At 57.2% G+C, this 12,488-nt stretch carries 9 protein-coding genes; 4 read left to right on the plus strand and 5 right to left on the minus strand.

Going from position 1 to position 12,488, the window contains the following annotated elements:
• Window positions 1-13: 13 nt before the first annotated feature.
• Complete coding sequence (locus KUO20_RS04620) at window positions 14-1,135, plus strand: extracellular catalytic domain type 1 short-chain-length polyhydroxyalkanoate depolymerase (protein ID WP_235041729.1); 1,122 nt, start codon at window positions 14-16, stop codon at window positions 1,133-1,135.
• A gap of 96 nt (window positions 1,136-1,231) precedes the next feature.
• On the opposite strand, the gene KUO20_RS04625 is transcribed toward KUO20_RS04620, so the two are convergent.
• The gene (locus KUO20_RS04625) at window positions 1,232-3,172 is read right to left on the minus strand and encodes an exoribonuclease II (RefSeq protein WP_235041730.1); all 1,941 of its coding nucleotides are present in this window, start codon (window positions 3,170-3,172) and stop codon (window positions 1,232-1,234) included.
• Window positions 3,173-3,333: 161 nt separating this feature from the next.
• Between KUO20_RS04625 and KUO20_RS04630 the strand changes: the two genes are divergently transcribed.
• A complete protein-coding gene (locus KUO20_RS04630; protein ID WP_235041731.1) occupies window positions 3,334-4,131 on the plus strand; it encodes a Cof-type HAD-IIB family hydrolase in 798 nt (265 codons plus the stop codon).
• A 53-nt stretch (window positions 4,132-4,184) separates the two neighbouring features.
• Here the strand turns inward: KUO20_RS04630 and KUO20_RS04635 are convergent, their stop codons facing one another.
• From KUO20_RS04635 to KUO20_RS04650, 4 genes are all read right to left on the minus strand, one after another.
• Entirely contained in the window at window positions 4,185-5,825 is a 1,641-nt protein-coding gene (locus tag KUO20_RS04635) for a BCCT family transporter (RefSeq protein WP_235041732.1), read from the minus strand.
• Between the two features lie 106 nt (window positions 5,826-5,931).
• The gene (locus KUO20_RS04640) at window positions 5,932-6,969 is read right to left on the minus strand and encodes a YcjF family protein (RefSeq protein ID WP_235041733.1); all 1,038 of its coding nucleotides are present in this window, start codon (window positions 6,967-6,969) and stop codon (window positions 5,932-5,934) included.
• Complete coding sequence (locus KUO20_RS04645; protein WP_235041734.1) at window positions 6,966-8,354, minus strand: YcjX family GTP-binding protein; 1,389 nt, start codon at window positions 8,352-8,354, stop codon at window positions 6,966-6,968. Before KUO20_RS04645 ends, KUO20_RS04640 begins: the two co-directional genes overlap by 4 nt.
• 218 nt (window positions 8,355-8,572) lie before the next feature.
• Window positions 8,573-9,442, minus strand: coding sequence for a D-hexose-6-phosphate mutarotase (locus tag KUO20_RS04650; RefSeq protein WP_235041735.1), 870 nt, complete (start codon window positions 9,440-9,442; stop codon window positions 8,573-8,575).
• A gap of 148 nt (window positions 9,443-9,590) precedes the next feature.
• Here KUO20_RS04650 and KUO20_RS04655 point away from each other — a divergent pair, with 148 nt between their 5' ends.
• Window positions 9,591-9,836: a GlsB/YeaQ/YmgE family stress response membrane protein gene (locus KUO20_RS04655; RefSeq protein WP_235041736.1), complete on the plus strand. Its 246-nt coding sequence runs from the start codon at window positions 9,591-9,593 to the stop codon at window positions 9,834-9,836.
• Between the two features lie 175 nt (window positions 9,837-10,011).
• Window positions 10,012-12,477, plus strand: coding sequence for a DUF1266 domain-containing protein (locus tag KUO20_RS04660; RefSeq protein ID WP_235041737.1), 2,466 nt, complete (start codon window positions 10,012-10,014; stop codon window positions 12,475-12,477).
• Window positions 12,478-12,488: the final 11 nt, after the last annotated feature.

Here is a 12,488-nt window from a genome sequence, read left to right on the forward strand (position 1 = left end):
AAGGACATTGACGATGATTGACGCCAACATGACCAAGCGAATGGAAGAGGCAACGCGGCTCACGCGCGCAGGAAAGCTGCACGAGGCGATGGCGCTTCTTAACGGCGGCGCACCCGAAACGAGAAGTAAGCAAGCGCCGAGTAAGGCTTACCGGGGCGGCGATACCTACATGGGCACCTGCCAGCGTGTTGAAGACGAACCGACGGTGTCGCGAGCATCAACGGCGCAACCATCCACAGCGTTTGATCGTACCCGTGCGAAAAATGCGGGCACTTTTACTGCCGGTCGCTTTACGCATCATGTTGGCTCGCGTGATTACAAACTGTATCTGCCTAGCGGCTATCACGGCCAGGCGCTGCCTCTGGTGGTGATGCTTCATGGCTGCACACAGAGCCCGGATGATTTCGCCGCGGGAACCGCGATGAATGGTCTCGCCGAAGCGCAGCTGTGCTGCGTGCTTTATCCGGCTCAGCCGATGACCGCTAACAGCTCAAAGTGCTGGAACTGGTTTAGAGCCGAGGATCAGCAGCGCGAGGGCGGTGAGCCAGCCATTCTTGCTGGCATGACACGTCACATCATCGACACTCACGGGCTTGATGCTACGCGGGTTTATGTCGCGGGGCTTTCAGCGGGCGGGGCCATGGCGGTCACGCTGTCGATGACCTATCCGGAGCTATTTGCCGCAGCGGGCATTCACTCCGGCCTGCCTCACGGCGTAGCGCAGAGCCTTCCGGATGCGCTCGGCGCCATGCAAGGCGGAACAGGATCCCTGGGAAGAGGCAACGTAAAAGCCGGCGGATGGGCATCGAAAGTGCCCGCCATTATCTTCCATGGCGACCGTGACACCACCGTGCACCCCAGCAATGCGGAGCGCGTTGCTGCTCAGTACCGCGCAGCAAGTATCGGTGCGGTGCCTAACATAGAGCAGGGTAGAGCCGCGAATGGGCATGCCTATACACGCACAGCGCATAATAACGCCGACGGCATATCACAAATGGAGCAGTGGCAGATACACGGGGCGGGGCACGCCTGGTCAGGCGGCAGTGCTAAGGGAAGCTACACCGATCCTAAGGGCCCTGATGCCAGTAAAGAAATGCTGCGTTTTTTCTTACAACACGGGCATCAGCACGGCTAACCCTAGCGTTGAATAGATACTTTAAGTGACCGCTCGATAGACACAATAACGGCGCCCTAAGGCGCCGTTATTGTGTACCGCTGATGGTTACGTTGCTTAGACCGCTGGCTTAGCAACCAAAGAGCGAGTCTCTTCGCGGGCTTCGGTGAGCACGACGCGAAGCGGATCGCCTAGCTTATAGCGTTCTTCGCCTTCGATCTGAATGCGACCCTCTTTATCATCAATCACCACTTTGCTGCGGTCACTGTGCATTAAGGGGGCGGGTACAAACGCCGTTGCGCCATTCTCCAGCAGGCGAACGCGCATACCGCCACGGTTGATGGCCATAATTTCGGCGTCAAACGCATCTTGATTCTGTGCGGCAGGCGTTAAATAGCGCACGTAAAGCCAGTCTTTCACATCGCGCTCGGCCATACGGTTCAGGCGGCGGCGCTCCGTCAGCTGCTCGGTGAGCTGCTGAGTCGCTTCGGCGGGCGCCTGTTCGCCTTTAAGTACAAGCTTGATGAGGCGGTGATTGACCATGTCGCCGTACTTACGGATTGGCGAGGTCCAGGTGGCGTAGGCCGCGAGACCCAGGCCGAAGTGTGGGCCAGGCTGAGCCGACATCATCGTGAAGCCTTGGAAGCGGCGCAGACGAGCGTCTAACCAAGCGTCATCGCGACTTTCCAGCGCGCGCTTAAGCTCGGTGTAACGGGCAAGCTCGGTTAACGCTTCGCGATCTACCACGATCTCTTGGCCTGCCAGGAATTCTTGGGCGGCCTCGGCTTTTTCCGGTTCAAACGCGCGGTGCACGTTAAAGATCCCGTGGCCGATGTTGGTTGCCAGGAAGTCGGCGCAGCAGGCATTGGCCACAATCATCGACTCTTCGATCATGCGGTTGGCGATACGGCGCTCTTCGGTGCGCACTGCCAATACGTTACCGGCCGCATCCAAATCAAAGACGTAATCCGGGCGGTCTTTAAATACCAGCGCATGCTCGTTGCGCCAAGCGGTTCGCGCTTCAGTTAAATCACGCAGCGCGGTGAGCTGCTCAGCGATAGCGTCCGCCGGTGCCCAGTCGCCTTGACCTTCAATCCAGTCAGAGACGTTGTCATAAACAAGTTTGGCGTGGGACTTAACGTTGGCTGCAAAGAAGCGATACTCGCCCAGGCTGCCGTCGGCATTAATTTCCAGCGTGCAGGCTAGCGCGGGGCGATCCTGGTTTTCCCACAGCGAGCAGAGATCGTCGGCCAGCTGTTCTGGCAGCATGGTGACATTCTGACCAGGTAGGTAAACGGTAAAGGCGCGGACGCGGGCTTCTAAATCAGCGGCATGGCCTTCTTCCACGTAGGCGGTGGGGTCGGCAATGGCCACGCTTAAACGCCAGCCGCCTTCGCTGCGGATGGCGACGTGCAACGCATCATCCATGTCGCGGGTTTTTTCACCATCAATGGTGAAGAAGGGCGTGGACGTTAAGTCTTCACGGGTAAGGCCTTCATCATGCAGCGGCCATTCGCTGCCTGCGTCGGGACATTCTTGCTCCAGCGCGTGGCGGGCCAGGGTGACGCGCCACGGCACGGCCGGGTTATCGCTTTTAGCGACCAGCTCATCAATCTGGGCAAAGAAGGCGCGGTCATCGGCTTTCAGCGGATGGCGCACCAGTCGAGCTACCACCCAGTCGCCGTCGGCAATGCTGTTTTCATCAAGGCTGTTTTTAATTCGCGCCTTAAGCACATTTTTGATCGACGGATGGTCAGGCACGACGGCAAGGCGACCTTCACGCTTTTGCACGCGGGCCACAAATCGATCCAGCCCAGCCTCAATCAGCTTTTCAGGCTCAACGGATTTTTTGTCACCGTTCTCGTGGATAACTGCTTCCACGCGGTCACCGTGAAGCACTTGCTTCATGGCCGGTGGCGGCACGAAATAAGATTCACCGTCGTCAGTTTCAAGAAAACCGAAACCTTTGTCGGTGGCTTTGATCACCCCTTCAGCGCGGGGGGTGGTTTGACGAATCTGTTGCTTGAGCTGGGCAAGCATGGAGTTATTCTGAAGCATGAGCTCAATCAGTTGGCGAGAGTTAGGGTGCCACTATACGGATTCCCGCAGGCCGCGCCAATTGTCACCATGCGAAGTTGGCGCAGATGACGGCGAGTCAAAGGCTTACACGCGCTCAGCGGAATCGGTTAAGCTAAACAGCCATGCCGATGGAGCGCGCTATGACACCCCGCCTGATTGTTTCTGACCTGGATGGAACCCTGTTGGGAGGTGACCACACGCTGCACCCAAGCACCATTGAGGTGCTGCGAGCGCTGGTCAAAAAAGGCCATCACGTGGCGCTTGCCTCGGGCCGCCATTATGACGATATGAAGGTGTTTCGCGATCAGCTAGCAGTTCCTATGCACATGATCAGTACCAACGGCGCCTATGTTCACGACCCGGCAGGCAAACTGCTGGCGTCGTCTCATTTAGCGGGTGAGCACACGCAGGCGCTGATCGACCTGCCGCGCCCGCCTGAGGTGCGGCTTAATCTGTACCGCGAAAGCGGCTGGCATATTGACCAGGATGCCCCGCAGTTGCTCACTCTGCACGCGTCCACCGGTTTTCGCTATCAGGTAGTTCCCCCCGCACAGATGGATAGCAGCGGCGTCGGCAAAGTACTCTATTTAGGCGATCCTAATGCGCTTAAACGTCTTGAGGCGCAGATTCAAAAGGCCTATGGCGACGCGTTGCACATTACTTATTCAACAGAGTATTCGCTGGAAATTATGGCGGGCGGGGTCAATAAAGGCGTGGCGTTAGCAGCGCTGCTTGAACGCTTAGAGTTAACCCCGGCTGCGTGCCTGGCATTTGGCGATAATCTCAACGATACCGAAATGCTCGACCTGGCAGGGGAGGCGCAGATAATGGCGAATGCCCATCCTGCGCTATTTGATCGCATCCGCGGCGCTGAGCGCATCGGCGATCATGGTGATGCCGCGGTTGCCGAGTGGCTGAAAAAGCGGTTTAAGCTTTAAACGTTGAAGAACACATTAAACATCCCTGCTGATCTCTCAGCAGGGATGTTCTTTCAGGAACGTATAAGCCGCAGTTCGCTATTAAGCGCTTTGATGATTGAGTAACACATCAGCAGCATAACGACGGAGAAAGGTATGGCCGTCGCGGTGACGCCTGCCTGAAGTGCGGTCAGACCGCCGCCGATAAGCAGCACAATCGCGATGAGACCTTCAATGATGGCCCAGAACATCCGCTGCGGGCGGGGAGCATCAATTTTGCCACCGGCGGTGATGGTATCAATTACCAGAGAACCTGAATCTGACGATGTTATAAAGAAAATCAGCGCCAGAATAATGCCAAGCGTCGACATCAGGCCTGTCAAGGGTAGCTCATTAAGCATGCCGAACAGCGAAAGCTCGGGTCTGTAATTGTCGATCACGTACTCTTTGACTAGGCTGGTTGCCGGGTCAGCATAAAGCTGTTCAAGCGCGGTTGAGCCAAATACACCCATCCAGATAAAGATAAACATGCTGGGAACCAGCAGTACACAAAGTATGAATTCGCGCACCGTACGACCCTTCGATACACGGGCAATAAACATACCGACGAAAGGTGCCCAGCTGATCCACCAGGCCCAGTAGAAGATTGTCCAGGCCTGGCGATAGGCATCATCATCACGACCAAAGGGCGCTGATAACGGCAGAAATTCAGTAACATAGGTGGTGAGTCCCGACCAGAATCCTGTTAAGGACAGCAAGGTTGGGCCAGCAAACAGAACGAAAAAGAAGAACAGAACTGCCAGCACCATATTGATTTCGGAGAGCTTCTTAACGCCACCCTCAAGTCCACGCCAGACCGAGATCAGAGCCGCTGCCGTGACCAGTACGATGACAATGACCTGGGTCGTAGTGTTTACTTCCAGGCCAAAGACGAAGTTCATCCCCGCATTAGCCTGCTGCGCCCCTAGCCCAAGCGATGTAGCCAACCCAAATAAGGTAGAAAACACCGCCAGGATATCGATCACATGGCCCCACCAGCCCCAGACGCGGTCACCCAAAATTGGAAAAAATACCGAGCGAATCGAGAAGGGTAGACCCTTGTTATAGGTAAATAGGCCCAGCCCTAGCGCCATCACCACGTAAACTGCCCAGCCGTGTATACCCCAGTGGAGATAGGTTCCTGCAAGGCCCATAGCGCTAGCGTCCGCAACCGCTTCGGGATTCAGCTCGCCATTGGCACCGAACGGTGACTCAATGCCCAGGGGCAGGGAAACGTTGGCATGGTAAACCGGCTCCAGCACGCCAAAAAACAGCAAGCCAATGCCAATGCCTGCCGTAAACAGCAGTGCGAACCAGGAGAGGTAGCTGTGATCGGGGCGTGCATCCGCACCGCCCAGTCTGACTGATCCATAAGGTAGAACTACCAGCGCTAGGCAAAATACAATAAAGAAATCGACCAAAATCATGAAATACCAGTCCAGCGTGCCTGTCGAGAATGCGACTATGGACTGGAAAATACTGGCCGCTCGTTCTGGAAACAGCAGCGTGAGTATGATGAAAATGGCCGAGGACAATGCCGATACCACAAAGACGCGGTTATGAATGTCGAAGCCGATAGGGCCAAACTGCCCCTTAATATTGTCCTGACCAACGACATAGTCGGTTTGCATGTCGGTTGATGCCGGGGGCGAATCCGGCTCATTGGGATTGCTCATAACCAATTGTTCCTCATTGGCGCATGCCATATAAAAAACACATCATGAGACTAAAGAACGTTGAATCCAACTTGTTTGCGAGTTGGGTTGGCCGGCGTGTGCCTAATCAGCGGCTCTGCGGCACGGTTTCTTTATCGAGGCGCTTAATTTGCCGCCAAAGATCTTGGCGTAAGTCGGCGAGCTTCGGCTGCTCATCGGCCGTGAAGGGAACCGGGCGGCAAAGGCGTTGAGCGCGAAGCCCTAAGCGTGCGCTCAGCAGCCCAGTGGCGAGCCCTTGCCCGGCTCGGGCAGAAAGGCGCCCGGCTAAATCGAGCGAAAGCATGTCCATGCTGGCGTCGGTGGCCAGTTCACTGGCGCCGGCAAAGGCCATGTTATGCAGTACGTTGCGAAACAGCCGCAGGCGGCTGGCATAGCCTAGCTCAAGCCCGTAAAGGCGGCATAAGCGATCGACCATCGCTAAGCTGCGCCAGGCCACCAGCGCCATATCCACGAGTGTCAGCGGGCTGATCGCCACCATAATGGCGGTTTCACCCGACATGCGTGTAATCAAGCGCTGGGCTTCACGGTCTCTTGGCACCAGCAGGTGATAGCGCAGCAGCGTTTGAATTTCTTCACCGCTATGATGCGGTTGGCTGGCGCGCTGGAAGGCCAGCCAGTGTGGGTCATCGTCGGCGAGCTTGAGCTGGCGTTTAAGCTGTGCCGCCATGGCAAGCGCCTGCTGAGGTGAGCGCAAGGGCAGCTCCGCAAGGTCGCCGCGCAGTTTGTCGTGACGTTTTAAGCGGTGCAAACGACCCAGTTCTTTGAGCAGTGAAAGACTGCCTAAGCCAATCAGGCTAATGCCAAATAGCTGCCACGCAATGGCTAGCCACTGAGACTGTGCCAGCGCGTCTGGAATGCCGGTGACCAGCTCTGCCGTGCCTAGGCCTGCACCGCCCACTAGGGCAAAAAGTAGCCCCCAGCGGCGCTTGCGCGGAGCGCCCAGGCTGGCGGCAGGCAGCGCTTTATCTTCTGCAAGCGGCGCCAGCGGATGATGCTCGCTGGTGCCAGTGAAGGCTTCACGCTGTCGTAAGGTGGCCGCTACTTCGGCATCATCTTCCGGCGCGTCATCCAGCGTGAAGTGACGGCGTGGCTGAGGGGTGGTCATGTCAGTTTGTCTCCAATCAGCCAGTCAATGGCGGCGTCCATGCGAATATGATCCAGCGCTTCTGAGGTGGTTTGCATCGGCCGAAAGCCGGGGAAGTCGAAGCCCTGCTGGTGCCAGAAGTCGGCGGTGGGGAGTCGGGTAGGCACATCGCCGGGATAAACCAGCACGTCTTCGCCTTCTAGCGTCGTGCCGCGAAGTGCCGGCGAACGCTTTCCTTCGTGAGTCACTTCGCGTGCTTCTGTGGCGCGTATCGAGGCGAGCGAAAGCGCTTTAACCGGCACGTTGGCGAAGCGGAGATCTTTCAGCGGCTCTGCCAACAGAGCTTCAAGCAGCTGCACCACGTGCCCGTGCTGATCGGGTGTGACGTGATCGGCCTTGGTCGCCGCAATCGCTAAACGATCAATTCTTGGTGCGAATAGGCGCGTCAGCAGGCTTCGCTTGCCGTAATCAAAGCTGTGCATTAGCTGGCGCAGCGCGCGGGAAAGATCTTCAAACCGTTCAGGCCCGGCGTTGAGCGCGCCTAGCACATCCACTAGTACGATTTGGCGATCAAAGCGGCGAAAGTGATCGCGGTAAAAGGGCTTCACTACCTGCTGTTGATAGTAGCGAAAACGCGCCGCCAGCGTGGCGTAGAGGCTGTTGGCTGGCAATGCTTCCAGCGCCTCTTTGGAGTCGCTTAGCTGCGGTAGGGGGAAAAACTGCAGCACCGGGGCGCCTTCTAACTCACCCGGCAGCAAGAAGCGCCCTGGCTGAAGATCAGAAAAGCCGGCCTGCTTGGCGCGCCGCAATCCTTGCGCGTATTCCTCAGCGAGCGTGGCGAGCTGGGCTTCATCGGCTTCGCTGGCCGGGTCGAGCGAGGCCACGGCTGTCAGCCACTCGCTAAATAGGCCGCGGCGCTGTTCGCCTTCGTGCATTGCCTGTGCTTGGCTCCAGCTATAAAAGTCATGCTGTAGCAGTGGCAAATCCAGTAGCCACTCACCGGGATAGTCAAAAAGATCCAGAGTGAGGTGGGCAATCTCAGGGGTAAGCCAGCCGCTGCGGGCAGGGCGGTAGCGCAGTTGCAAGCGTAGCTCGCTGATGCCGCGGGTTGCTTCCGGCCAGCGCGGCGGCGTATCGCGTAGAGCGGCCATACCTGGGTCGTAGGGAAAGCGGGGCACGCCTAGGTCGGGCTGATTAAGCCGCTGTGCGCCGAGTAGACGGCCTTCACGGGCGGCAGGCAGTAGGTCAAGGCGCGCTTCGACACCGGCATGGCGCAGCTGATTGACCAGTGAGGTCAAAAAAGCAGTTTTACCCGCTTGCGAGAGGCCCGTAACCGCTAAGCGCAGCTGGCGATCGCGCCCCCGCTCTAGCAAATTGCTTAATTCGCGACTTAACGGTTGGCGCATCCTATCGATCCCTTTTATGTTGCTTTCCTATGTTGACTCTGCCGCTCGCCGTTAAAACCCTTGGCTATTGCGGCACTCGTTAGTAGCAGTATGCGCTATGTGGTCAATCATAGCGCTGGCACAGATTAGCCCTGTGTAGAGTAGCCCTGTCTAGATTAACGATGCCTAGGCTTATAACCGTGTTTAGCTAGCGTAGCAACGCATTGATGAACGGGCGATTAACCGCGGCTCAGAGTGGTACCTAGCAGATGCTGGGCAGCGGGCACGAGCCAAACAGGATCCAGGCGCGTATTGGCGGCTTCGACACAGATAAAATGACGTGCCGCGTCGGCGGGTGTGTCGCTGGGAAGATCGTTATTAGGGTGCCATACGACGGTTGAATCGCTCGACTGCTTGCTAATGCGCAGGCTGCGCTCACCGTCGTTTAGCAACACCGCTGCGTTGGTATGGTAAATGCGGTCTACTGCACCCTGAACCGCCAGCGTGCCTTGCTGCTCACTTTCGGCAAAGTCGCGCAGCTTATCGAGATAGCGTGCTCCGGAAAGGCCTTCCAGGCGGCACTGATGGACGTCGGCAACGGCTAGGTAAGTGTGCAGTGCGGCGCTCGTTTTGACCGGCGTTTCGCCAATGTTCTCACTAATGAGCTCAACGTTGAGTCGCTGGGCATTGGCTTGAACGACCAGTCGTGCGGTGAGCTGAGTATGCAGGCGCTGCTGCGGAGAAAGATGCACTTCAATGCCTTCAGCATGCTCGTCAACGGCGTCTAAGTGCCAGTCGGCGTGGCGTGCGAGGCCATGAAAAGGGCCATCATGATTAGGGCTTTCATCGGCATAGCGTTCGTCGGCAAACCACGGCCAGCAGACAGGAATGCCGCCCCGTATTGCGCCTGGTAACGCTTGCGGCGTGGGCGTCAGCCATAGCCAATCGGTGTCTCCCTGGGGACGAAAATGCAGTACGTGAGCGCCCTGTAGGCTGATCACCAACTCGCCCCAAAGCATATTGAAGAGTATCACGTCGCGGCCTTCCCACTGAGCCGTTTGTTGGCCCTGTGTGCTGTTAAGCAGCTGTTTGAGCGAGTCGGGAATCATGAATTTTCCTTTAAAAGTTGCTAAGCATCTATGTCTATAGCGCCGAAAAGTAACGCTATATGCTATGGTAGAACAAGCGTGATTAGTAGGTAAAACGCCTATTCAAATACGCAGGTAAAACCCATCATTGAAATAGTAAGGAGGCTCTATGGGCTCTATTATTGGAGCGTTGATTATTGGTGGTTTAGCTGGCTGGATTGCTGGCAATATCATGCGCGGCGGCGGCTTCGGCATCCTGGGTAATATCGGTGTCGGTATTGTAGGTGCGTTAATTGGCCGTATGCTCTTTGGCCTCCTTGGGCTATTTTCTGGTAATATCATAGGTTCTTTGGTGACCGCGACCGTTGGTGCTGTGCTGCTCCTGTGGGTGATAAGCAAAGTGAAAAAATCTTAACTATTGAGCGACTAGCCTCATGACAACCGCCTGGCCCCGTGCCGGGCGGTGTTGTTTTACGCCTACCTCTACCTGCGAGCGCCTCTGACTCTCGGTGTTTGCGCCACTTTCCGTTACACTAAGCGGCTTTATTCCAGCTATTTGCTGGCGACATTGTGCTTTCTCGAGGTGCCTCTTGACCGACGCGTTAAATGCCTGGTGGGCCCAGCAGCTTTTGCTGTGCGATTGGGCGGTTACTTCTCATCCGCTGGCGGTCGATGCAGGAGCGGCGGAGCAGCGCCTGCTGCAATTAGGGATTACAGGCCGTGGAGAGCTGGCCGAACAGCTATTCCACGGCCTAGGCGCCCCTGCGGGTCGGGCCGACCGTTTGCTTGGCGGCCTGGAGTGGGCCGCTCTGGCGGGCGCCGCGGGCTGGCTTGAGCCCAGCCAGGCGCAAGCCTGGGCGCATCATTTAACGCGTCGTATCATGAGTGACTACAGCGATTTACGCGCGTGGCTGGCCGACCTGCGCCGTTCGCTAGGCGCACGAGGCTGGGAGTTTGGCGCCGACGACCGCTTTATGGATGCCTGCCAGACATTGGCGAATCTTGAAACTAGCGGCGAAGGCATTAGGTGGGGCTCGCTTGAAAGCGCCTTAAGCCAATGCCCGGCGCCGGCGCCGCTATGGCCTCAGCAGCCTCAGGCGCAAAGCTGGCGACTATGCGCATTATTTCGGCCGATTATTGCCTATCCTGCTAGTCAAACGGACTGGCCTGATGCCACCGAGTGGCTGGCCCAGGTGTGGGATGTGCGTGATCGTGATGCACTGCTCGGGGCGATGCTTTGGCTCGGCGCGCAGGGCGAGCGTCAGCGCTGGGATATCGAAGCGCGTGAGCTATTGGGCATGGATAATGCTCAGCGCATGGAATGGCAGCGCAGCGTGGTAGAAGAATCACCCTATGCGCCGGTGTTGAACCAGTTTGTCACCCAAGCCGAGCCATTAGAATGGGCGGCCTGGGACTGGTTACGGTTGGTGGAGCTCGCCTGGGCGGGCGCCTGCTGTGGCTGGCTTAGTCAGGATGAAGCCGATGACTTGGCGGGTCACGCCGCCGATTTAATTAGCGCCCGCTATTCTGACTGGCAGGCACTTGTGGATGCCTACGGGCGAGGGCAGAGCCTTTTTGACGGTATTGATCGGCGCGACAAAACGCCTAGCGAACGATATCAGTTGCTGCTTCATAGCGCCGATAGCCCGTGGCAGGCTGCGCCCAACAAACTATTAGATGAACCGACGCGCAAGGCTTCTCAAGCTCGCATTCGTCAGTGGCGTAATACCTCTCATCACTGGCTTTTGGCGCTGGCAGGCGTTCGCGAACCGGATGTCATGCTGCGTCAGATAGATCCGTCCGCCGCGCTTGCCGAAGAGCAGCGCGCCGATGCGGCGCTGTATTTACAGGAGTCGTTAGATCTTCATGCCGATGAGGGGGCCGGTGCGTTAGCGCGCTACTGGCTACCGGCGCAGGCGCATCATCTTAATCAGCTAGCCGCCGATGCCGTCCATGGCGTGCTGCCACCGTCGCAAAGCTGGTTTGGGCAGCCGACCCCAGAAGAGCTTAAACAGCGCAATGCGGTTAAGGGTGTCAGTCGCCATGCGGCGACTATTCACATGGCCGAAAAGTTCGCTTTCTACCTGCACATGTCGCTGGATAGCGGGCTATTAGAGCGCGAGCCTTTAATGGCGTATGCCAGCGAATTGCGCAGCTGCCTGTGTCGTTTTTATCCCAATGCAAAGCGTTTGCTAGAAGCATGGTTTGCCTGGGAAAGCTGCCTGCCAGAGCCTGAGCACGCCTCGCTAATCAATGAAATTATTTGGCACATTGAAGACCCCGGCAGCCTGTTTCACTGGCTGGACTGGCGCCACGATGCATGGTGCGAGCCGGGCAATCGCCCCACCTTAAGTCACTTCACTGCGATGTCGCTGGTAGGGCCGCTGAACAGCGCCGTGTGGAGCGAACCTCAGCCTGAGAGCGTGCGCGAGTGTGCTGAAATCCGCGAGTGGGTGGATAGCCACTACCATTTGAACAGCGCTGACGATATGCAAGAGTTTCTGGCCTATATGTTGGAGTCTGGCGATCGTCAGGAATACCAGATTAACTACGCGCCCTACACGCTGAACCCTGAGCGGCTGGACGCAGAAATCGCCATTTTGGAATCTGGCGACTGCGCTGAAGATGAGCGCCATCATTTGCTGCGCTTACGCCGCGTTCGCGACAATGAAGATAGCTGTAATGATGTTGATATGGCGGCGTGGGATATTGCTCAGCTGGTCGACTTGGCGATTGCCGCCCGACAGCTTGGTTGGCTCGATGGCCAAGCCTTTGCGACGGTGCTGGATCGAGCCTACCAGCTGGCCGCAAACCATTACGCTGGCTGGCAGGAATACGCGAAGGGTATGTACGCAGGTTTCTCGTTTTTTATGGGCGAAACCCCTGAACGAGAAAGCTTTTTAGCTGGTTTTCGTCAGGCGTTAGTGGCCTGGGTTTGCGGTGCGCCTGTTCTGGCAGGGCCGTGGGTGAGCCTGGATTTTCCGGGTAATAAACCGCGCCATTTTGCACCCTTACATATCGATACGTTGCCGGGCGATCAACGCACCTTACATTGATGCTCGCCAAA

The sequence above is a fragment of the Vreelandella profundi genome (assembly GCF_019722725.1).
Classification (GTDB): domain Bacteria; phylum Pseudomonadota; class Gammaproteobacteria; order Pseudomonadales; family Halomonadaceae; genus Vreelandella; species Vreelandella profundi.

Coding starts and splice junctions, on each gene's coding strand:
- KUO20_RS04650 (WP_235041735.1), bottom strand. CDS start 9,442: ATGATTCCCGACTCGCTCAAACAGCTGCTTAACAGCACACAGGGCCAA.
- KUO20_RS04630 (WP_235041731.1), top strand. CDS start 3,334: ATGACACCCCGCCTGATTGTTTCTGACCTGGATGGAACCCTGTTGGGA.
- KUO20_RS04645 (WP_235041734.1), bottom strand. CDS start 8,354: ATGCGCCAACCGTTAAGTCGCGAATTAAGCAATTTGCTAGAGCGGGGG.
- KUO20_RS04655 (WP_235041736.1), top strand. CDS start 9,591: ATGGGCTCTATTATTGGAGCGTTGATTATTGGTGGTTTAGCTGGCTGG.
- KUO20_RS04620 (WP_235041729.1), top strand. CDS start 14: ATGATTGACGCCAACATGACCAAGCGAATGGAAGAGGCAACGCGGCTC.
- KUO20_RS04640 (WP_235041733.1), bottom strand. CDS start 6,969: ATGACCACCCCTCAGCCACGCCGTCACTTCACGCTGGATGACGCGCCG.
- KUO20_RS04625 (WP_235041730.1), bottom strand. CDS start 3,172: ATGCTTCAGAATAACTCCATGCTTGCCCAGCTCAAGCAACAGATTCGT.
- KUO20_RS04635 (WP_235041732.1), bottom strand. CDS start 5,825: ATGAGCAATCCCAATGAGCCGGATTCGCCCCCGGCATCAACCGACATG.